Origin of the sequence: Vibrio nigripulchritudo (genome assembly GCF_027924785.1) — a bacterium.
GTDB classification, from domain to species: Bacteria; Pseudomonadota; Gammaproteobacteria; order Enterobacterales; family Vibrionaceae; genus Vibrio; species Vibrio nigripulchritudo.
This window is the reverse complement of record NZ_AP027049.1, coordinates 1,761,394-1,785,298: the sequence shown is the minus strand read 5'-3', so window position 1 is coordinate 1,785,298 and position 23,905 is coordinate 1,761,394. Positions and strand designations below refer to the sequence as shown.

11 protein-coding genes are annotated in these 23,905 nt (G+C 49.4%); 8 read left to right on the top strand and 3 right to left on the bottom strand.

All coding sequences use genetic code 11. From position 1 onward, the window contains the following. Positions 1-172: 172 nt before the first annotated feature. The 6 genes from QMG91_RS08160 (at position 173) to QMG91_RS08135 (ending at position 5,706) form a co-directional block, all read left to right on the top strand. Positions 173-1,201 (top strand): amino acid ABC transporter substrate-binding protein, encoded by a 1,029-nt coding sequence (locus tag QMG91_RS08160; protein ID WP_004399701.1) that lies wholly within the window; start codon positions 173-175, stop codon positions 1,199-1,201. A gap of 91 nt (positions 1,202-1,292) precedes the next feature. Then, positions 1,293-2,495 (top strand): amino acid ABC transporter permease, encoded by a 1,203-nt coding sequence (locus QMG91_RS08155; RefSeq protein WP_004399702.1) that lies wholly within the window; start codon positions 1,293-1,295, stop codon positions 2,493-2,495. A 1-nt stretch (position 2,496) separates the two neighbouring features. Continuing rightward, a complete protein-coding gene (locus tag QMG91_RS08150; RefSeq protein WP_004399703.1) occupies positions 2,497-3,594 on the top strand; it encodes an amino acid ABC transporter permease in 1,098 nt (365 codons plus the stop codon). Positions 3,595-3,616: 22 nt separating this feature from the next. Continuing rightward, positions 3,617-4,366 (top strand): amino acid ABC transporter ATP-binding protein, encoded by a 750-nt coding sequence (locus QMG91_RS08145; protein WP_022550782.1) that lies wholly within the window; start codon positions 3,617-3,619, stop codon positions 4,364-4,366. Positions 4,367-4,598: 232 nt separating this feature from the next. Next, the gene (locus tag QMG91_RS08140; RefSeq protein WP_022550783.1) at positions 4,599-5,261 is read left to right on the top strand and encodes a Bax inhibitor-1/YccA family protein; all 663 of its coding nucleotides are present in this window, start codon (positions 4,599-4,601) and stop codon (positions 5,259-5,261) included. A gap of 115 nt (positions 5,262-5,376) precedes the next feature. Continuing rightward, positions 5,377-5,706 carry a TusE/DsrC/DsvC family sulfur relay protein gene (locus tag QMG91_RS08135; protein ID WP_004399706.1) on the top strand — a complete coding sequence of 110 codons (330 nt, stop codon included), beginning with the start codon at positions 5,377-5,379 and terminating at the stop codon, positions 5,704-5,706. A 7-nt stretch (positions 5,707-5,713) separates the two neighbouring features. Here QMG91_RS08135 and yccX read toward each other — a convergent pair whose 3' ends face one another. Then, positions 5,714-5,986, bottom strand: coding sequence for an acylphosphatase (yccX, locus tag QMG91_RS08130; RefSeq protein WP_004399707.1), 273 nt, complete (start codon positions 5,984-5,986; stop codon positions 5,714-5,716). A gap of 87 nt (positions 5,987-6,073) precedes the next feature. Between yccX and QMG91_RS08125 the strand changes: the two genes are divergently transcribed. Next, complete coding sequence (locus QMG91_RS08125; RefSeq protein ID WP_281830194.1) at positions 6,074-7,477, top strand: methyl-accepting chemotaxis protein; 1,404 nt, start codon at positions 6,074-6,076, stop codon at positions 7,475-7,477. A 119-nt stretch (positions 7,478-7,596) separates the two neighbouring features. Further along, the gene (locus QMG91_RS08120; RefSeq protein WP_281830192.1) at positions 7,597-8,793 is read left to right on the top strand and encodes a class I SAM-dependent methyltransferase; all 1,197 of its coding nucleotides are present in this window, start codon (positions 7,597-7,599) and stop codon (positions 8,791-8,793) included. Between the two features lie 54 nt (positions 8,794-8,847). Here QMG91_RS08120 and QMG91_RS08115 read toward each other — a convergent pair whose 3' ends face one another. Together QMG91_RS08115 and QMG91_RS08110 are read right to left on the bottom strand one after the other, a co-directional pair. Further along, entirely contained in the window at positions 8,848-17,619 is an 8,772-nt protein-coding gene (locus QMG91_RS08115; protein ID WP_281870227.1) for a VWA domain-containing protein, read from the bottom strand. Between the two features lie 59 nt (positions 17,620-17,678). Beyond that, entirely contained in the window at positions 17,679-23,864 is a 6,186-nt protein-coding gene (locus QMG91_RS08110; RefSeq protein ID WP_281870226.1) for a VCBS domain-containing protein, read from the bottom strand. Between the last annotated feature and the right edge of the window lie 41 nt (positions 23,865-23,905).

Genomic DNA, 23,905 nt, shown 5'->3' with positions numbered 1-23,905 from the left:
TCAAAAATTCTTTTAAATTAATAATTTGAGAAATTTCAAATCCTTTCCTACGCTTATAAATAGCTGTGTGAATAGCGTGCCGTACTGCTACCACAACAGCATAAAACACTAACACAACTTAACGTGAACCGATTTCGATTGGTTTTACATGGATGATACAGGAAGGATTCAAATGGCAAAGAAACTCACTATTCTTGCTTCCGTAGTTGCTGCTTCAGCCGCCATGATGGCAACCACCGCTCACGCAGCAGATGGCACTTTAGATAAGGTTAAGTCTAAGGGCTTCCTCCAGTGTGGAGTAAGTACCGGTCTACCAGGATTTTCTAACCCTAACTCTAAAGGTGAATGGGAAGGTATTGACGTTGAATACTGTCAGGCACTAGCCGCTGCAGTTTTGGGCGATAAGTCAAAAGTTAAATACGTACCCCTAACTGCAAAAGAACGTTTCACCGCACTTCAGTCTGGTGAAATTGACGTTCTATCTCGTAACACCACTTGGACATTGCACCGTGATACGGCTCTTGGTCTGAACTTTGTTGGCGTAAACTACTACGACGGTCAAGGTTTCATGGTTAAGAAAGATCTTGGTATCAGCAGTGCTAAGGAACTGGATGGCGCATCTGTATGTGTTCAGTCTGGTACAACAACAGAGTTGAACCTGGCTGATTACTTCCGCAACCAGGGCATGTCTTACAAGCCAGTTGTATTCGATACAGCGGCGCAAACTTCAAAAGGTTTCGACTCCGGTCGTTGTGATGTTCTTACAACTGACCAATCTGGTCTGTACGCACTTCGTCTGAACCTGAAAGATCCGGCTTCTGCAGTCGTTCTTCCTGAAATCATCTCTAAAGAGCCTCTAGGTCCTGTTGTACGTCAGGGTGACGATGTTTGGTTTAACATCGCGAAGTGGACTCTTAACACAATGGTTAACGCTGAAGAATACGGCATTACTTCTAAGAATGCTGACCAGATGCTGAAATCTAAAGATCCAAACGTTAAGCGTATTCTTGGCGTAGACGGCCCTAAGGGTAAAGGTCTTGGTCTAGCTGACGATTGGGGTTACCAAATCGTTAAGCAAGTAGGTAACTACGGCGAAAGCTTCGAGCGCACAGTAGGTAAAGGTTCTCCGCTTCAAATTTCTCGCGGTGTGAATGCACTGTGGAATGCAGGCGGCTTTATGTACGCGCCACCAATCCGCTAAATTACTGATTATTATAATTAAATAAAAAGGGCGGTGTTTGCCGCCCTTTTGTTACATAGATTTAGCTACATGGATTTGAGGTTATAGTTGTATGCAACCTACTGATAAAAAAGTGACTGGCTCGGATAAACCGGCACAGAACACAAATCTTCTCTATAATCCTACGTTTCGCTCAATTGTGTTTCAGGTTATTGCTGTTACCGCATTGGCGAGTTTCTTTTACACCATTATCAACAACGCACTGAGCAATCTTGATGCTCGGGGCATTGCCACTGGTTTTGATTTTCTTTCACAGGAAGCAGGCTTTGGGATTGGCCTTACTCTGATCGAGTATGATGAAACCTTCTCTTACGGCAGAACTTTTGTTGTTGGTCTTTTAAACACCGCTCTCGTATCTGTTCTCGGGATCATAGTCGCGACGGTTCTTGGATTTTTTGTTGGTATTGCCAGGTTATCCAGTAACTGGCTTGTCAGCAGAATCGCAGCGGTATATATCGAAGTATTCCGCAACGTTCCTCTACTTCTGCAAATCTTTTTTTGGTACTTTGCTGTTCTTCAGGCTCTGCCTTCTCCAAGACAAAGTATCAGTTTAGGCGAAGCGATATTCCTGAACGTCCGTGGTTTGTACATGCCTAGCCCGGTTTTCGAAGACGGCAGTGGTATTATCTTCGTTGCATTGATCGCTGGTATTATTGCCACCATCGTGATCAGTGTCTGGGCGAAGAATAAGCAAAAGCTAACGGGGCAACAGACGCCTGTTGGACTGATTGGCTTTGGGTTGATTGTCGGTCTTCCTTTTATTGCCTATCTGCTTGCTGGTATGCCTATCAGCGCCGAATACCCCGTACTGAAAGGGTTTAACTTCCGGGGTGGTGTGTCCATTCTCCCTGAACTTGCAGCACTGTTGATCGCGTTGAGCGTTTACACCGCATCATTTATTGCTGAGATCGTTCGATCTGGTATTAACGCAGTAAGCCATGGTCAGACTGAAGCAGCAATGGCACTTGGGCTTCCACGTTCGAAAACGCTTAAGCTTGTTGTCATTCCTCAAGCTTTAAGAATCATTATTCCTCCACTGACTAGCCAATATCTTAACTTAACCAAAAACTCATCTTTGGCGATGGCTATTGGTTACCCAGACTTGGTGTCAGTATTCGCAGGTACCACTCTCAATCAAACTGGTCAGGCGATTGAAATTATTGCCATGACAATGGCCGTTTATCTGACCCTGAGCCTGGTGACGTCTGCGTTGATGAATGTCTACAACCGCAAAGTAGCATTGGTGGAGAGATAGTATGAAGCAGCATCAATTTCAGCCCGACCTTCCACCGCCGGCTAACACAGTAGGCGTTGTTGGCTGGGCAAGAAAAAATCTTTTTAACGGTCCGGTTAACTCTATTGTTACCTTGATTTTGGGTTATATAACCATTGTCGCCACTTGGAATATTGTCGACTGGGCATTTCTTTCAGCAGACTGGACAGGGCTTACCCGAGAAGACTGTACCCGAGACGGAGCTTGCTGGGTATTCATCAGTGTCCGCTGGGACCAGTTTATGTACGGGTTCTACCCTGCTGAAGAACTGTGGAGACCTCAGCTATTCTTTGCAACATTAGCTATCTTCGTTGCACTGCTGGCTTATGAAGGTACGCCAAAAAGAACCTGGATCTGGTTATTTTTCGTTAATGTATACCCATTCCTAGCCGCTGGTTTGCTATATGGTGGTGTGTTTGGTCTTGAAGTGGTCGATACCCACAAATGGGGTGGTCTGCTAGTTACACTCATCATTGCCTTGGTTGGTATCATTGTATCGCTTCCAATCGGTGTAGCATTGGCATTGGGTAGACGTTCAGAAATGCCGATCATTCGAAGCCTGTGTACTGTGTACATTGAAGTGTGGCGTGGTGTTCCACTGATTACCGTCCTATTCATGGCATCTGTTATGCTGCCTTTGTTTATGTCTGAAGGTTCAGAAACAGATAAATTGCTACGCGCACTTATCGGTGTGGTAATGTTTAGTGCCGCATATATGGCAGAAGTAATCCGTGGTGGTCTTCAGGCTATTCCAAAAGGACAATATGAAGCGGCTGATGCCCTAGGATTGTCATATTGGAAAAAAATGGGGTTAATTATTCTGCCTCAAGCACTTAAAATCACGATTCCATCAATTGTTAATACTTTCATTGGTCTATTTAAAGACACCAGTCTTGTACTTATCATTGGTATGTTTGACGTACTGGGTATTGGTCAGGCAGCGAACACCGACCCGGAATGGTTAGGTTTCGCCACAGAAAGTTACGTATTTGTCGCGTTAGTGTTCTGGGTGTTCTGTTTTGGCATGTCGAGATACTCGATATGGCTAGAGAACAAACTTCATACCGGTCACAAACGATAATTAACAGGTTCAAGGACGTATTATGACGCAACAAGAAGAATACATGATCCAGTTGAAGGACATGAATAAGTGGTACGGCGAGTTCCACGTATTGAAGAACATAAACCTGGACGTGAAGAAGGGTGAAAAAATTGTTATCTGTGGTCCTTCAGGATCCGGCAAGTCTACAATGATTCGCTGCATCAACCGTTTAGAAGAACACCAGAAAGGTCAAATCATTGTTTCAGGAACAGAGCTGACTGAAGATTTAAAAAACATCGAAGCTGTTAGACGTGAAGTGGGTATGTGTTTCCAGCACTTTAACCTCTTCCCCCACCTGACTGTTTTGGAAAACTGCACGCTGGCACCAATTTGGGTTAAGAAAATGCCTAAAGAGGAAGCCGAAGCGATTGCGATGAAATACCTAGAGCGCGTGAAGATCCCAGACCAGGCAGACAAATTCCCAGGTCAGCTTTCTGGTGGTCAGCAGCAGCGTGTGGCCATTGCACGTTCATTGTGCATGAGTCCACAAGTCATGCTGTTTGATGAGCCGACATCTGCACTTGACCCCGAAATGGTGCGTGAAGTTCTGGATGTAATGGTAGAGCTTGCTGGCGAAGGTATGACGATGCTTTGTGTAACTCACGAAATGGGTTTCGCAAAAGAAGTCGCTGACCGAGTTATCTTTATGGATGCGGGTGAAATCATTGAAGAAAATAATCCAGTGGATTTCTTCGAAAACCCTCAATCCGACCGAACTCAGAATTTCTTGAGTCAGATTCTTCACCATTAATGGCAAGATTCATTGTATTGATAAGGCGGCATTTGCCGCCTTATTTTTTCGTTTAATCTCGAGGCAAAACTCTATGAGCCTTAGCATTAACAAATTGTTACAAACAGTTTAATGCATATCTCTTTATAATTCGTACCATTTTTTAGACATGAGACGCTGCGAGCCCTTGATTTTTGGAACTTTAAGCGCCATAAATGTCTTATAAATAACGTGTCACCTGATGAGGAACATTATGAACGGTCCAATAGTATCAAATTCTCGCAACACAGAGAGTCTGATCCAAACCAACAAGGTATTGCGAAATACTTACTTCCTTCTATCCCTTACCCTGCTTTGGTCTGCTGGTGTTGCTGGCGTTTCCATGGCAATGAATCTCCCACATCCCGGAATCATTATTACCCTTGTAGGGTTCTATGGTCTTCTTTTCTTGACTGAAAAGAATAGAAATAACTCAATGGGACTTGTATTCACGTTTCTGTTTACAGGCTTCATGGGATACACGCTTGGACCTATCTTAAACGCTTACATTGGCGCGGGTATGGGAGAAGCAATCGTTACAGCTCTTGGTGGTACGGCACTTGCCTTTATCGGAGCTTCTGCGTATGCAATGACGACTAAGCGAGACCTGTCTGTTCTAGGTGGATTGATGCTGTCCTTGTTCGTAGTGTTGATTGGCGGGATGATCGCAAGCTTCTTCTTCCAGTCACCTGTTTTGAGCTTGGCACTTAGCAGCTTGTTTATTGTCTTCTCAACAATGGCAATCCTAATGACAACACAAAGTATCATTCGCGGTGGCGAAACAAACTACATCTCAGCTACGGTTACTTTGTATGTTTCTATCTACAATATGTTTATCAGTTTGTTGAGCATATTGGGTATCATGAACGACGACTAATTTGCGTCCGAGATTTACTCTAAGCCTGGCTTTTAAAGCCGGGCTTTTTTTGTACTTTCAACTTGAAGTTAACTGCGCTAATCTACGCGACCATAATTTTCTATGATTGATGACTATGCTGGAATATCAAGGAAAACAAATCGAGACTGACGCACAAGGCTACTTGTGTAATCACCAAGACTGGAATGAAGAATTGGTGCCTTTACTTGCAGAGAAAGAAGGAATCGAGCTGACAGAAGCTCATTGGGAAGTCATTCGTTTTGTTCGTAAGTTTTATGAAGAGTTTAATACCTCACCTGCTGTACGAATGTTAGTAAAAGCAATTGAAAAGGAGCACGGACCAGAAAAAGGAAACAGCAAGTACCTTTTTAAACTATTTCGTCAGGGTCCAGCAAAACAAGCAACCAAATTAGCTGGTCTGCCTAAACCAGCCAAATGCTTGTAACACTTCGTCACAATATTTCAAAGCCAGTGTGAGCTTCAAATTCGACTTCACTGGCTGTCACCGAATCTACCCTAGCCGTTCTTGGTCCCTTTTCTAACCACAATGCCAACTCATTGATTTGGCTCATTTGCCCGCTTGCCAATACTTCAACATCACCATTATTCAAGTTTTTAGCGTAACCAGCCAAGCCCAGTTTAAGACCCTGATGTGCAGTGTGGTAGCGAAAACCGACTCCCTGCACTAATCCTTTAACGAAAAACTTTATAGACTTTTGAGACATGTATATATTCCTTCAAATTATTGAATGGTATAGTGTGATCCATTAATAAAACTCCGTTAGATGTTCACAAAAGGAACTGCTTTACTCATGAAAGAAATACCATTTCGATGGATAGATAAGTACCTTATCCATCTGAAAATTCAAGAGAAGTTCTATCTGCTTTTTCTTCTTCCCACTCTCGCGATTATCATTGTATCTTCTGTTCTTAACCATGCTGCTAATCGACTTGTCGAGCAAACGATTGCGCAGGAACTGAAAACAGTCACGAGTCTAATTGAAAATTCTGAGCTAAATAAGAAAGATATTCATTTTATTATTGCTCAATCACCTAATATCCAGCTTGGTTCGGGATCTAACTCTGTTTCTACTTCGGACGGGCAATTCTCGTTGATCGCAAGCCCATCAAGTGACCTTGTTTCGTCTCTTTCGGGCATACAGCTGACGTCCATTTTGGTAAGCCTGCTAATCGTCGCGCTTGGTGTCTACTATATTATGACCTTCATTGGTGGAGCAATGTTCTCCGCAAACAAGGCGCTATCCACTCTATCCAATGGCGACCTGACTAACCGAATGAATTACTTCCCAGTAAGGGACGAATTTAGCGTCATTGCCATTAACATAGATAAAGTTTCTGAGCGTGAACAAAAGCTAGTGCTGGCGATGCAAGAATCTGTCGCGCTAATGCAACAAATAAGTTCAGAGCTGAATCAGTCTTCAACTGCCAGCTATGGAATCTCTTCTCAGCAACAGTCGAACCTTGATTCTTTGGCTAGTGCGTCTGAGGAAATGGCGACAACTATTCGTGAAGTTGCTTCGTTGGCGCAGGATTCAAGCTCTCAAACAGAAGAGGCAAAACTGGTTGCGTTAGGTGGGCAAAAGAAGGTTGCCGATACACTAACGTCAATTTCTAGTCTTAGTACTGAAATTCAGTCAGCCGCTCAGGCTGTTGCAGAACTTGATGCCAACGCAGCACAAATTGATGAAGTAGTCGCAACCATTGGTTCAATCTCCGAACAGACAAACCTTCTCGCGCTGAATGCTGCGATAGAAGCAGCTCGGGCTGGAGAACAAGGTCGCGGATTTGCCGTAGTTGCAGATGAAGTCAGAAGTCTGGCAGGGCGAGCACAGCAGGCTACTGTTGAGATCCAAACGATGATTGAGTCACTTCAAAACAATAGTTCTTCTCTGACGAAACTAATGGAAGTCACGGTTGAAAATGCATCCCGAGGTCAATCGCTGATGAACGAAGTCGATACAGAGATAGGAAGCTTGTCATCAAAGAATGAAGTCATTTCTGACAGCAGTACTCAAATTGCAACCGCTGCTGAAGAACAAGGCGTTGTGGCAGACAGCATCGCTTCTAGCGTCGAAGCCATTCGCGACCAGTCAGCAGAGGTCAACAATCTAATTCAGTCAGCCAATAGCAATATTGAAAGTCTGAGAAATCAGAGTAACCAAATGGAAAAGTTGCTCACCGGATTGAAAGCGTAATTCAATTTTGATTTCTAAGGGCTGCAGGTGCAGCCCTTTTTATTTCCATCACCGTTTGCAATTCCCCTTTTGGTGTCCCAAAATACCGCCCCTATCCTATTTTTACTTCAGGCAAAATTATGACTCCAGCTATACACCTAGCAAAGGGACGCGATAAATCATTGCGTCGCAAGCACCCATGGATTTTTTCTCGTGGTATAGAGAAAGTGACTGGAGAGCCTGTCTTAGGTGAAACCGTGGATGTTTTTTCTCACAATGGTCAATGGTTAGCAAAAGCAGCATTCTCACCAAAATCTCAAATTCGTGCCCGTGTCTGGACTTTCGATAAATCGGATTCAGTCGATCAGGCATTCTTTGAAAAACGTTTGAATGATGCTCAGTTGCTCCGCGAAGACATCATTGAAAGAGATGGTCTCACTGGATACCGTTTGATTGCCGCTGAATCCGATGGTCTTCCGGGTATTACCATAGACAAGTATGACAACTACTTGGTATGTCAACTATTGAGCGCAGGCGCGGAGTATCATAAAGAGAACCTAGTCAAAGCTCTGGTTGCCTGCTTTCCTAATCACAACGTTTACGAGCGTTCTGATGTCTCTGTGCGCAAGAAAGAAGGCTTAGAAGAAGCCGTTGGTGTATTACATGGCGAACTGCCGCCTAAGTTTGTTTCGATTGAAGAAAATGGCGTAAAAATTAACGTCGATATCGTAAACGGGCATAAAACAGGGTTTTACCTTGATCAAAGAGACAGTCGCCAACAGGCGATGAAGTATGTAAAAGGCAAAGAGGTACTGAATTGCTTCTCTTACACGGGCGGATTCGGGCTGTACGCAATGAAAGGAGAAGCGAGCCGAGTCATTAATGCAGACGTGTCTCAACCAGCTCTAGATACCGCTAAATTGAATGCAGAACAAAACGGTTTTGATGTTTCTAAAAAGCGTGCAGTCTTTCTTAACGCCGATGTATTTAAGCTTCTTCGTGAATACCGGGATCAGGGCACAATGTTTGATGTTGTTATTATGGATCCCCCTAAGTTTGCCGAGTCGAAATCTCAGCTTAATGGCGCTTGCCGTGGGTACAAAGACATCAACATGCTGGCGATGCAAATCTTAAAGCCAGGTGGCACACTACTCACCTATTCGTGTTCAGGATTGATGGAAAACGATCTGTTTCAGAAGATCATTGCAGATGCAGCTGTTGATGCGGGTAGAAGCGTAAAGTTTGTTGAAAGATTTGAACAGGCAGCCGACCATCCAGTCGACACCGCGTACCCTGAAGGTTTTTACCTTAAAGGTTTTGCATGTAAGGTTCTGTAAAATCAGACGTTAAAAAAAATGCCGGGATTTTTATCCCGGCATTTTTTATTTTTATCAATCGTCTTTAATCAAAAGAATTGTGGTTAAGTTGTTGGTCAAATCTGTCGCCGACACACCGTCAAAGTCTATCGTGACTGAATTTCCATCTTTGTTAACAGTAATGCTTGATCCGCTGTCATCGCCATCCACAGAACCTTTAATGTTGTCTAGCAAGGACGTTACTTCTGAATCAGATAAATCTGAGAACAGATCGCTTAAGTCCAGCTTATCACCATCATCGATATGGAAGTCGGTAATACGGTCCGTGCTGCCATCCAAATCAGTTTTAACCCATTTGAACACGTCAGCGTCGTCACCACCAGTTAAGATATCGTTGCCTAACCCGCCTAACAAGATGTCATTACCTGCTCCACCGTACAGTGAATCATTGCCTCCCTGACCGAACATGATGTCATCACCAGACCCGCCATATAAGGTATCAGCCTTATCTTTGTCGGTAGATTGGTTGAACTCATTCACGTTTTCAGTGATGTAGTTATGAACTTGCGCATCGGACACCTCAACTACACCCAGTTTGCCAGCAACATACTCTTTAATACCTTCATAACCCTGACTGCTTACTCCTGCCATGTGGATTGAGTCACCAAACAGAATGTCATCGCCAGCACCAGCATCAATGGTATCTTCACCCGGAAGCTTATCTTCTGAATGCCCTAGAATCGCTTCAGCTAGATCATCAGCATCAACATTCGCCTGAACGTTGCCATCAGTATCAAAGTCCTTCAACTGATTTTCATCAAGGCTATTCCCGATACCTATCGCTTCAACGGTGACTCCGCTGTTTTCAAGTAAGTCAAAACCAGAATTTGCATTCGAAATCGTGTTGCTGTCTGCGTAGTACCCTGGGCCAGCGATTTGAACAAACTCGTGCTCACCCGTACCATCTGGACGCATATAGCCTTGGAAAGTCGCGTCGCTTGACCAAGAGTTATAGCTATAAACTCTTCCATACGTATCAATAATCAGCTTGCCTTGGTATGAATAAGATTGACCAGGGACATAATCTGAATTGCCCAAGATATCACTCAACGTTCGATCGTTACTGTTGTAGCTGCTGTTGTAAACCAAAGGATCGGTAACATCAGTAGTGTAATAAGTCGGGCGTCCATCGGTGATAAAGTAAGCCATATTGTTCGCATCTGGATGCGTTGTCTTCACAGTTTCAAACCAATTGTTTGTCACAGTGAATGCATCTTCATAGTTTGTCCCGCCTCCAGATCTGAGACTATCCAATACGTCTTCCAGCTTATCTTCCGCGTCTGGATCCGCTAGATTTACGCTCACGCTGGTATGCGCCAGAGTGTCGAAATCGACTAGCATGACGTTAACCGTTCCAGAGTGCTCACCTTTAGCGCTGTTGATCAAACTTTCAAAGACCTTCTCAAGTTGGTCTTCGATGTCATCAATATTACTGCTACCCATACTCCCTGATGTATCAACCATGAAGGCGATATTGTAGTCCTGACCATGAGTAACAACAGTACCTGTTGTATCACCTACTACAGTGTCATGAGTGTCTCCGGTCGTGTAAGTCTGCCCGTCTCCCCCAATGGTTGTTCCTACAAAATCACTCAACACAATTGAGTCATCTGCTGTCGCGGTATTCGATGTATCACTTCCTTCCTGAGAAGTAGCTGTAACCGTTATTTCAGATGCATTAGATGCAGAAGAAACTAAAGTTAACCCTGTCAGGGTAACTTTGGTGGCATCAGAATCCCAAGGACCGGTCAAAGTGATAGTGCCATTCGAACCTGCAGTGCCCAACACAGAACCATCACTTCCTTTCAATACGTCGCCTTGCACAAGACCTGATATTTCGATTTGACTTAGTGATTCACTTCCGTCGGTGTCATTTAGTGACGCTTCAATTTCCAATGGGTATTCTGTCGAAGTTGGCTCAACAAGAACGAGCTCACCCGTTGTTGAATTCAGTGTGTAAATACCGTCTTCGAACTGAACCGTCTCGATGTCATGCAGAGCCTTAGTGACTTCAACGCCATTTTCTACACTGGTGAAATCAAACCACTTATCGTTAGAGCTATAACCCGATCCTTTCGTTACTGTGTAGTCTGTCGATTTACCAGGCAAAATCGCAATATCTGCTCCTGTGCCTCCGTGTAGAGAGTCAACACCCAGTCCAGAAACGAGGATATCCTTTCCATTACCTCCATACAGAGACTCACCATTAGTATCATCGCTGCCCACCAAGATATCGTCACCATCGTTGTGGTAATTTTGGTGAACATCTCCATAGATAGAGTCACCTCCACCATGGGTACTCACAATGTAGTCATTACCCGATGTGCCATGTATCGTTTCTGCCCAGGTTTTACTGTCCGTTTTCTCGTTAGCAATATTAAACTGTGACTTATCAAAGTTTCCTGTTTGGAAATCTTCCGTCGATATACCCCATGTTGGGAAGTCATCGTAATTTCGCTCTGCATCTCCCGCAATTGACACATCAACTTCAGGTGCATCTGCTACAGGAGCTACGTCTAAATAAGCAGAGCCAGTGTCTGATAGTTTTCCATCACTAACAGTGAAATCAAACTTGATGTCTTCAGCCGCCATGTCTTCATTTGGATAGAATACAGCGCCAGTTACCTCACCTTGAGCGTTATTGGTAACGACCAGCTCACCTTTAGACTCATCTACAGACAGTGAAGAAATGAACAAGTCATCCTGATTTTCGTCGGTAGCAGTATTGAGCAGGATTTGAAGTTTAGCTGCGTCAATGATGAATGCATTATCTTCGTCCGAGCTACCGAAATCAGCGTCTCCGTTTACGACTGGGGCACGTTCCAAAGCGGATTCAGAGCTAGGGATACTGATATCGACAGTAGCTGTTCCATCGCTTTCCTGACCATCTGAATCTACCGCTTTGTACTCAATCTCATCATTGATTTGAGAGTCAACAACCTCGACGCCCGTTAGCGTAAAGTTGGAGTTTTGGTTCGCTGTGGTAGTCAAGCGGATTTCATCGAAGCCACCATCAAGCTGCAGATTCGCTACATACTGAGAATTTACGATATCGCTAGAAGAGTCTACAACTACAGTTGTCTGCAGAACGCCATCTTTGTACAACTCAATATGAACCTTGGCATCAATACCCAAACCAGCATTTGAATAGTGTCCATGTAGGCTCGCTAAAGATACGTTAGCTTCAGTAACATTGATATTGTCACCGAAGTCGATGGAAACGTATTCTTTGTTACCACTCTCTATTTCACCACCATTTACACCAATACCGACTTCATTTACGTCGCTATCGTAATTCAGGGTACCTTGTGTAAGTGAACCATCATTGCCAACTACACCACCGGTGATAACTACTCCGCTATCCAGAGCAATCTCCGACAAATTATTGATTGGCGTTTCGTTGTTGAATGCTGTCGAATCGAAGCTTAGATTTTCATTTACATCACTATCAAGTTCATATTTAACGACAGCTGAATCAGCGACAACTGAGCCAACTTCCAGTTTCGTTTTGAAACCATCTTCGTTAATGACATAAAGGCTGCCGAACTGTGGTAATTCGGTCACTACTATGTCTGTCGTCTTGTCAGCACTGCTGTCATCTTCTGTATCCGTCGCATTTCCAGAGAAAGGAATATTGAAGACACTGGATGTTGAAGACACTGTGAAATCATTAACTTCCGGAGCTTCATTCACATGCACAGAATCAGACGACGTGTATTCCTGACCGTTCGCATGTGTAATAGAAACGCTTATAGTGAAATCACTACCTTCTGATGGTGTAGTGTAAGAACCAGTTACTTGACCGTCTTCAATCTGCTGCTCTGTAAGAGTAATAGACTGAACTCCGGAAGGTAGTGTTACAAGCAGAACTGTGCCCACTGCTGCACCGGCAGGAAGATCAACTCGGTAGCTTACAGATGATTCAACTTCAGAACCGGCAAGAACACCGTCGTCATTCACATCGCTGGTAATGGTAACCGTAGGTTTCAGAAGCTGTTCAACTGTGTAAGTCTCATCGCCAAACTTAAAGCGTTCAAACTCGCGGAATACGTTCGTATCATTCTCAGATGGCTCAAATACTACAATCTCGCCAGCACTGTTAACACTGATCACATAGTTTTCAATGGATTCAGAGAAAATTGCCTTGTCATCGTGGGCACCACCATCCGCGACAAAGTAATCATTATCGTCATCAGAAACCATTTGTAGATCATCTCGACCTCCACCAAGAAGTACATAGTCATCAGAAGACTCCGTAACAGCTGGGTCGTAACTACCATGGTAGTAGTGAACGGTATCGGATGCCTCACTCACATTTCCAGCAGAATCCGTTTCCTTAGCAAACATGAATTCATTGTCGTTGATCGGCGTAACGCTAATACTGGAGATATCAAGAGTCCAACTTAAATCAGCCTGGACGGTAGCAGTTCCAATAGATACATAGTCACCGTCAGAATCTTTAGCAAATACCTCAATAGTATTACCGACTTCACTACCCGTACCATGCAGAGTCACTTCAGAGTAATCACTATTCGCCGAATCATCGGTGATGTTGGTGATGGTTGGCGCCGCGATGGTTTGATCCACGGTCACCGCACCCAGCGACACACCATTACTGGTGTTGCCCGCCGCGTCGGTTTGACGCACTTGTACCGCACCATCCGCGTACTCGGCTTCAGCAAGCGTGAAGCTCGTGCCTGTGCCGGTTACCCAGGTCGTGCCGCCGTCTGTGGTGTATTCCCAGCTGACCGCTTCGTCTGCCAGGGTCACGTTCACCACACCATCGTTGGTGAGGCTGTCGCTATCGCTGCTGCCAGTGTCCGCGTTCAGCGCTAACTCTGGCGCCGCGATGGTTTGATCCACGGTCACCGCACCCAGCGACACACCATTACTGGTGTTGCCCGCCGCGTCGGTTTGACGCACTTGTACCGCACCATCCGCGTACTCGGCTTCAGCAAGCGTGAAGCTCGTGCCTGTGCCGGTTACCCAGGTCGTGCCGCCGTCTGTGGTGTATTCCCAGCTGACCGCTTCGTCTGCCAGGGTCACGTTCACCACACCATCGTTGGTGAGGCTGTCGCTATCGCTGCTGCCAGTGTCCGCGTTCAGCGCTAACTCTGGCGCCGCGATGGTTTGATCCACGGTCACCGCACCCAGCGACACACCATTACTGGTGTTGCCCGCCGCGTCGGTTTGACGCACTTGTACCGCACCATCCGCGTACTCGGCTTCAGCAAGCGTGAAGCTCGTGCCTGTGCCGGTTACCCAGGTCGTGCCGCCGTCTGTGGTGTATTCCCAGCTGACCGCTTCGTCTGCCAGGGTCACGTTCACCACACCATCGTTGGTGAGGCTGTCGCTATCGCTGCTGCCAGTGTCCGCGTTCAGCGCTAACTCTGGCGCCGCGATGGTTTGATCCACGGTCACCGCACCCAGCGACACACCATTACTGGTGTTGCCCGCCGCGTCGGTTTGACGCACTTGTACCGCACCATCCGCGTACTCGGCTTCAGCAAGCGTGAAGCTCGTGCCTGTGCCGGTTACCCAGGTCGTGCCGCCGTCTGTGGTGTATTCCCAGCTGACCGCTTCGTCTGCCAGGGTCACGTTCACCACACCATCGTTGGTGAGGCTGTCGCTATCGCTGCTGCCAGTGTCCGCGTTCAGCGCTAACTCTGGCGCCGCGATGGTTTGATCCACGGTCACCGCACCCAGCGACACACCATTACTGGTGTTGCCCGCCGCGTCGGTTTGACGCACTTGTACCGCACCATCCGCGTACTCGGCTTCAGCAAGCGTGAAGCTCGTGCCTGTGCCGGTTACCCAGGTCGTGCCGCCGTCTGTGGTGTATTCCCAGCTGACCGCTTCGTCTGCCAGGGTCACGTTCACCACACCATCGTTGGTGAGGCTGTCGCTATCGCTGCTGCCAGTGTCCGCGTTCAGCGCTAACTCTGGCGCCGCGATGGTTTGATCCACGGTCACCGCACCCAGCGACACACCATTACTGGTGTTGCCCGCCGCGTCGGTTTGACGCACTTGTACCGCACCATCCGCGTACTCGGCTTCAGCAAGCGTGAAGCTCGTGCCTGTGCCGGTTACCCAGGTCGTGCCGCCGTCTGTGGTGTATTCCCAGCTGACCGCTTCGTCTGCCAGGGTCACGTTCACCACACCATCGTTGGTGAGGCTGTCGCTATCGCTGCTGCCAGTGTCCGCGTTCAGCGCTAACTCTGGCGCCGCGATGGTTTGATCCACGGTCACCGCACCCAGCGACACACCATTACTGGTGTTGCCCGCCGCGTCGGTTTGACGCACTTGTACCGCACCATCCGCGTACTCGGCTTCAGCAAGCGTGAAGCTCGTGCCTGTGCCGGTTACCCAGGTCGTGCCGCCGTCTGTGGTGTATTCCCAGCTGACCGCTTCGTCTGCCAGGGTCACGTTCACCACACCATCGTTGGTGAGGCTGTCGCTATCGCTGCTGCCAGTGTCCGCGTTCAGCGCTAACTCTGGCGCCGCGATGGTTTGATCCACGGTCACCGCACCCAGCGACACACCATTACTGGTGTTGCCCGCCGCGTCGGTTTGACGCACTTGTACCGCACCATCCGCGTACTCGGCTTCAGCAAGCGTGAAGCTCGTGCCTGTGCCGGTTACCCAGGTCGTGCCGCCGTCTGTGGTGTATTCCCAGCTGACCGCTTCGTCTGCCAGGGTCACGTTCACCACACCATCGTTGGTGAGGCTGTCGCTATCGCTGCTGCCAGTGTCCGCGTTCAGCGCTAACTCTGGCGCCGCGATGGTTTGATCCACGGTCACCGCACCCAGCGACACACCATTACTGGTGTTGCCCGCCGCGTCGGTTTGACGCACTTGTACCGCACCATCCGCGTACTCGGCTTCAGCAAGCGTGAAGCTCGTGCCTGTGCCGGTTACCCAGGTCGTGCCGCCGTCTGTGGTGTATTCCCAGCTGACCGCTTCGTCTGCCAGGGTCACGTTCACCACACCATCGTTGGTGAGGCTGTCGCTATCGCTGCTGCCAGTGTCCGCGTTCAGCGCTAACTCTGGCGCCGCGATGGTTTGATCCACGGTCACCGCACCCAGCGACACACCATTACTGGTGTTGCCCGCCGCGTCGGTTTGACGCACTTGTACCGCACCATCCGCGTACTCGGCTTCAGCAAGCGTGAAGCTCGTGCCTGTGCCGGTTACCCAGGTCGTGCCGCCGTCTGTGGTGTATTCCCAGCTGACCGCTTCGTCTGCCAGGGTCACGTTCACCACACCATCGTTGGTGAGGCTGTCGCTATCGCTGCTGCCAGTGTCCGCGTTCAGCGCTAACTCTGGCGCCGCGATGGTTTGATCCACGGTCACCGCACCCAGCGACACACCATTACTGGTGTTGCCCGCCGCGTCGGTTTGACGCACTTGTACCGCACCATCCGCGTACTCGGCTTCAGCAAGCGTGAAGCTCGTGCCTGTGCCGGTTACCCAGGTCGTGCCGCCGTCTGTGGTGTATTCCCAGCTGACCGCTTCGTCTGCCAGGGTCACGTTCACCACACCATCGTTGGTGAGGCTGTCGCTATCGCTGCTGCCAGTGTCCGCGTTCAGCGCTAACTCTGGCGCCGCGATGGTTTGATCCACGGTCACCGCACCCAGCGACACACCATTACTGGTGTTGCCCGCCGCGTCGGTTTGACGCACTTGTACCGCACCATCCGCGTACTCGGCTTCAGCAAGCGTGAAGCTCGTGCCTGTGCCGGTTACCCAGGTCGTGCCGCCGTCTGTGGTGTATTCCCAGCTGACCGCTTCGTCTGCCAGGGTCACGTTCACCACACCATCGTTGGTGAGGCTGTCGCTATCGCTGCTGCCAGTGTCCGCGTTCAGCGCTAACTCTGGCGCCGCGATGGTTTGATCCACGGTCACCGCACCCAGCGACACACCATTACTGGTGTTGCCCGCCGCGTCGGTTTGACGCACTTGTACCGCACCATCCGCGTACTCGGCTTCAGCAAGCGTGAAGCTCGTGCCTGTGCCGGTTACCCAGGTCGTGCCGCCGTCTGTGGTGTATTCCCAGCTGACCGCTTCGTCTGCCAGGGTCACGTTCACCACACCATCGTTGGTGAGGCTGTCGCTATCGCTGCTGCCAGTGTCCGCGTTCAGCGCTAACTCTGGCGCCGCGATGGTTTGATCCACGGTCACCGCACCCAGCGACACACCATTACTGGTGTTGCCCGCCGCGTCGGTTTGACGCACTTGTACCGCACCATCCGCGTACTCGGCTTCAGCAAGCGTGAAGCTCGTGCCTGTGCCGGTTACCCAGGTCGTGCCGCCGTCTGTGGTGTATTCCCAGCTGACCGCTTCGTCTGCCAGGGTCACGTTCACCACACCATCGTTGGTGAGGCTGTCGCTATCGCTGCTGCCAGTGTCCGCGTTCAGCGCTAACTCTGGCGCCGCGATGGTTTGATCCACGGTCACCGCACCCAGCGACACACCATTACTGGTGTTGCCCGCCGCGTCGGTTTGACGCACTTGTACCGCACCATCCGCGTACTCGGCTTCAGCAAGCGTGAAGCTCGTGCCTGTGCCGGTTACCCAGGTCGTGCCGCCGTCTGTGGTGTATTCCCAGCTGACCGCTTCGTCTGCCAGGGTCACGTTCACCACACCATCGTTGGTGAGGCTGTCGCTATCGCTGCTGCCAGTGTCCGCGTTCAGCGCTAACTCTGGCGCCGCGATGGTTTGATCCACGGTCACCGCACCCAGCGACACACCATTACTGGTGTTGCCCGCCGCGTCGGTTTGACGCACTTGTACCGCACCATCCGCGTACTCGGCTTCAGCAAGCGTGAAGCTCGTGCCTGTGCCGGTTACCCAGGTCGTGCCGCCGTCTGGGTGTATTCCCAGCTGACCGCTTCGTCTGCCAGGGTCACGTTCACCACACCATCGTTGGTGAGGCTGTCGCTATCGCTGCTGCCAGTGTCCGCGTTCAGCGCTAACTCTGGCGCCGCGATGGTTTGATCCACGGTCACCGCACCCAGCGACACACCATTACTGGTGTTGCCCGCCGCGTCGGTTTGACGCACTTGTACCGCACCATCCGCGTACTCGGCTTCAGCAAGCGTGAAGCTCGTGCCTGTGCCGGTTACCCAGGTCGTGCCGCCGTCTGTGGTGTATTCCCAGCTGACCGCTTCGTCTGCCAGGGTCACGTTCACCACACCATCGTTGGTGAGGCTGTCGCTATCGCTGCTGCCAGTGTCCGCGTTCAGCGCTAACTCTGGCGCCGCGATGGTTTGATCCACGGTCACCGCACCCAGCGACACACCATTACTGGTGTTGCCCGCCGCGTCGGTTTGACGCACTTGTACCGCACCATCCGCGTACTCGGCTTCAGCAAGCGTGAAGCTCGTGCCTGTGCCGGTTACCCAGGTCGTGCCGCCGTCTGTGGTGTATTCCCAGCTGACCGCTTCGTCTGCCAGGGTCACGTTCACCACACCATCGTTGGTGAGGCTGTCGCTATCGCTGCTGCCAGTGTCCGCGTTCAGCGCTAACTCTGGCGCCGCGATGGTTTGATCCACGGTCACCGCACCCAGCGACACACCATTACTGGTGTTGCCCGCCGCGTCGGTTTGACGCACTTGTACCGCACCATCCGCGTACTCGGCTTCAGCAAGCGTGAAGCTCGTGCCTGTGCCGGTTACCCAGGTCGTGCCGCCGTCTGTGGTGTATTCCCAGCTGACCGCTTCGTCTGCCAGGGTCACGTTCACCACACCATCGTTGGTGAGGCTGTCGCTATCGCTGCTGCCAGTGTCCGCGTTCAGCGCTAACTCTGGCGCCGCGATGGTTTGATCCACGGTCACCGCACCCAGCGACACACCATTACTGGTGTTGCCCGCCGCGTCGGTTTGACGCACTTGTACCGCACCATCCGCGTACTCGGCTTCAGCAAGCGTGAAGCTCGTGCCTGTGCCGGTTACCCAGGTCGTGCCGCCGTCTGTGGTGTATTCCCAGCTGACCGCTTCGTCTGCCAGGGTCACGTTCACCACACCATCGTTGGTGAGGCTGTCGCTATCGCTGCTGCCAGTGTCCGCGTTCAGCGCTAACTCTGGCGCCGCGATGGTTTGATCCACGGTCACCGCACCCAGCGACACACCATTACTGGTGTTGCCCGCCGCGTCGGTTTGACGCACTTGTACCGCACCATCCGCGTACTCGGCTTCAGCAAGCGTGAAGCTCGTGCCTGTGCCGGTTACCCAGGTCGTGCCGCCGTCTGTGGTGTATTCCCAGCTGACCGCTTCGTCTGCCAGGGTCACGTTCACCACACCATCGTTGGTGAGGCTGTCGCTATCGCTGCTGCCAGTGTCCGCGTTCAGCGCTAACTCTGGCGCCGCGATGGTTTGATCCACGGTCACCGCACCCAGCGACACACCATTACTGGTGTTGCCCGCCGCGTCGGTTTGACGCACTTGTACCGCACCATCCGCGTACTCGGCTTCAGCAAGCGTGAAGCTCGTGCCTGTGCCGGTTACCCAGGTCGTGCCGCCGTCTGTGGTGTATTCCCAGCTGACCGCTTCGTCTGCCAGGGTCACGTTCACCACACCATCGTTGGTGAGGCTGTCGCTATCGCTGCTGCCAGTGTCCGCGTTCAGCGCTAACTCTGGCGCCGCGATGGTTTGATCCACGGTCACCGCACCCAGCGACACACCATTACTGGTGTTGCCCGCCGCGTCGGTTTGACGCACTTGTACCGCACCATCCGCGTACTCGGCTTCAGCAAGCGTGAAGCTCGTGCCTGTGCCGGTTACCCAGGTCGTGCCGCCGTCTGTGGTGTATTCCCAGCTGACCGCTTCGTCTGCCAGGGTCACGTTCACCACACCATCGTTGGTGAGGCTGTCGCTATCGCTGCTGCCAGTGTCCGCGTTCAGCGCTAACTCTGGCGCCGCGATGGTTTGATCCACGGTCACCGCACCCAGCGACACACCATTACTGGTGTTGCCCGCCGCGTCGGTTTGACGCACTTGTACCGCACCATCCGCGTACTCGGCTTCAGCAAGCGTGAAGCTCGTGCCTGTGCCGGTTACCCAGGTCGTGCCGCCGTCTGTGGTGTATTCCCAGCTGACCGCTTCGTCTGCCAGGGTCACGTTCACCACACCATCGTTGGTGAGGCTGTCGCTATCGCTGCTGCCAGTGTCCGCGTTCAGCGCTAACTCTGGCGCCGCGATTTCGGTATCCACCATCGCTTCAGCAATACCTTTCTCAGACACGTTACCAGCTATATCTGTAATGGTTGCTTCGACAGTTAGTGTCTCGCCTTCTGATGGTGCATCGACACTCGTTAGGACCTCACCAGCACTGATATGATCATCAGTCAGTAAGATATTCGTACCATTTACCGTTAATGTGTCGCCTGCGACTGCGTTCGTACCTTCTAGCGAAATGGTAACGTTCACTTGCCCGTCAAGCTCTGCGTCACTAATCAGACCATCGTTGTTCGCGTCTTCAGTGATGGTTACGCCAGGTGCTTCTGGTGCAATCTCATCAATATCACTAACATTGATGACGAATGTTTGGCTAGATTTGCTGCCGTCTTCTGAGGTTGCAGTGATTTCAATGATGTGAGAATCAGAGGTTTCGTGGTCGAGAGCGCCATTTACGGTAACGACTCCAGTTTCTGGGTTGATGGTGAATAGACCATCTGCATCGTTAGTAAGTGAGTAAGTTACTTTTTGACCGTCGGGGTCGACAGCAAGACCTGTAATATTTACTTCTGTTCCTATTGCTGCATTTTCGGCAACAGTATTGTCGTTTTCGTTTGAATCCGTTACCGCGCCTACTTCGTCATTAACCGCTTCTACGGTCACTTTCACTGTAGAAGGTTCGCTATCCAACTTACCGTCGGTTACTGTGTAGGTAATTGTGGCTTCGCCGTTGAAATTGTCGGCTGGTGTAAAGACAATTTTTCCGTCGACTATGGCGACGGTGCCTTGTTCTGATGGAACAGAAGCTTCTTTGATTGTTAAGGTGTTATCTTCGGCGTCCGTGTCGTTTGCAAGAACGTCAATAGTTACAGTGTTATCTTCTTGCGTCGTAGCGGTATCTGCGACTGCAACTGGTGCGTCGTTTGTGCCGTCGATTCGGATGGTGATGGTTGTTGGTGTACCGTCTTCGGTAAAGACGTTAAAGGTTTCTGTAACGTGTTCGCCATCGTCTAGATGATCGTATGTGCCATTAGCAACAAACTGCCATTCGCCGCTTTTGTGCATGTAGAGTGTGCCGATATCACCTTCGATAGTGTCGGCTTTAAAGGTGTTATCCGCACCATCAACATCAGTGTGCGTCAGAGTGCCACTAGTTCTTAGCACTGCATCAGTTTCTGTAAGTGTCTTTGATGCTGCGGTGACGTCGGCAGCATCGTTCTTACCTATGATGGTTACCGTTACGTCTACGACTGTTGTCGCACCCTGAGAGTCTTTGACTTCGATTTGGTAAACTTCGTTGAGCTTATGACCTTCAGGAAGTTTATCAGCGGCTTCGGTATCGGTTAGGACAAACGTCCAGCTACCGTCTGCTCGCATTTCAAATTCACCAAGACTGGAGTCTGGTTGGGAAACAATGGTAAAAGTATGACTGTCACTGGCATCAGGGTCATTAACCGTAAAGCCTTTTACGGTCTTTGATGTGTCGTCTTCAAAAATCCAGGCTTGAGTCTGAGTTTCAACAACAGGGACATCGTTGGTTCCCTGAATTTTGATGTCAATGGTGGTTTTTGTTCCGTCTTCGGTCTCGACAACAAATTGTTCCGTTACCTTGTCGTTTGCGTCCAGCTCATCCAAAGCTGTATGGGACTCGAAGTTCCATGTACCGTCTGCCTGAAGAGTCAGCACACCGTAGGTACCATTGATCGTTGTAGGTTTGAACGTATTGTCGTTACCATCAGGGTCGGTACTTTCAAGCTTCCCGTTTGCTGACAATACTGAATCGGATTCTGTGAGATTTGCAACACCCGCCGTTACGTCAGCAGGATCGTTACTGCCAGTCACGGTAATGGTGAGTGTTGTTGTAGTGCTGCCGCCCGCATCGTCTGTAACAGTAACAGGCACACTAATGACGAGCTCCTGACCTTCTTTCAGATCATCATATTCACTTGCGTCGAATGTATACAAACCGTCTGAATTTAGTGTCAAACCTTTCACAACTTCATCCGTTGTAAAGGTCAGAGACTCTCCAGCCGGAAGATCGACATCAGATGCCTCGATCTGCCCGGTTACGCTTGCGTCTTCATTAACTTCAACGTTTTCAGCGGTCGCTGTTGGGTCGTCATTAACTGCTGCGACTTCAACATTGATAGTGATGGTATCTGTACCACCGTTTCCATCACTGACTACAACGGTAAAGCTGTCATTTCCGTTGTAGTTTTCATTCGGTGTGTAAGACCAGTTCCCATCTGCGTCAACAGTAACAGTGCCATTGGATGGATCTGTGCCTTTTGAAAACGTCAGGTCGTCTCCATCAACGTCCGAAGCGGTTAACTTACCTGATTTCGTAGTATCTTCGTTAACAGATACAGTAATTGAGTCACCAACAGGATCACCATTTTCATCGCCAATTACTGGATTATCATTGATGTTCTCACCAGTAACCGAGTCACTGCCTGTTGCGGACACATTACCTGACGAATCTGTTACTGTCGCGTTTACTGTTAGTGTTTCATTTTGCTCGGGAACTGGGTAACTGACAGTGATAAATCCGACATCGATCTGTTCTTGATTGATGACAATATCTGGCTGCCCAGTCACTTTAAGAACGTCACCGACTTTCACACCTTCTGGTAGTGTGATTCGAACATCCACCGAACCGTCATTTTCATCAGATGTTAATATGCCATCATTGTTGGCATCATCAAGAATCTGAACGGTTGGTGCACCTGTTGGTGTATTGTCTTCTGTTACAACACTATCGTTACCCGCTGTAGAGGTGTTACCTGCCTGGTCGGTAATAGTGGCTGTTATGTCAAGGGTTTCACCATCGGCTGGTCTGTCGTACTCCAAGGTGATTGAACCAGCGTTAATCATGTCTTGGGTGATGATCGTGTCAGGCTGTCCTGTCACTTTTAATACATCGCCAACTTCTGCATCGGACGGGATTTGAACAGTGACTGTTACCTGACCGTCTAATTCATCATCACTTAACGTTCCATCGTTATTTGCATCTTCTGTGATGGTCACTGTTGGTGTAGACGGTGGTGTTGTATCTAAATCGAAAGTAACTGGTGCACTGGTAGAGGTTGAATCTCCGTTTGGCTTAAATACTTCAGATGTTACCGTGTAACTCCCATCTGTATTTAAATTTCCTGACGGAATAGTCACAACAATTGGAGAGGTTCCATCCCAGTCATCAGGAACGGGAACTTCAATGAAGACAGATTCACCAGTAGGTGTCGAAACTTCGACAAATATGGTGTCTTCGTTCGTTGTACCTGCTGGCACTGTGATTAGTAGATCGACACCATCCTCTGCTTCTTCAGCATTAACAGAGTTCACCGCTTCGGGAATAGAAACAGAAGGAGCACCTTCTGGACCCGAATCGGTCGTGGCGGTTAGCAAGATTCGATAGGATTCTAGAAGTGTCAGGCTTTGGGTTCTGGACAGCCCCTGGCGTTCAAAGCTGCCTGTATCGAACGATGTTTCTGCAATGGATTGCGCACCAATACGCTCGATTTCACCGGATGTAGTTAAACTTGAGCCCGATGAAGCGTCACCCGCAGCAGTTGCAAATTCGTCGTCCAACTGAGTTGGGTCTTCTCCGCCTTCTAAGGCTGCGAAAATTTCTTGAATATCTTCATCAAGCTCAAGTTGGTTGATGTCTTGATTATCGTCAACAATACCCGCTCGTGGTGCCGCACCGTCTTTGGAAGCACCGTCGGCTTCAAGAACGACTTCTCCGGGTAAAAGTGGGGTTCCTTTTGGAACAACTCGAATGTTTCCTTGCTGGTCAATAACAATCATTTGACCAACACCTGCGATCGCTGAAGATAAAAGAGACTGAATAGAATCCATGCTAACCTCTAATTTTTGTTTGCGTATTTCCGCCAGGATGA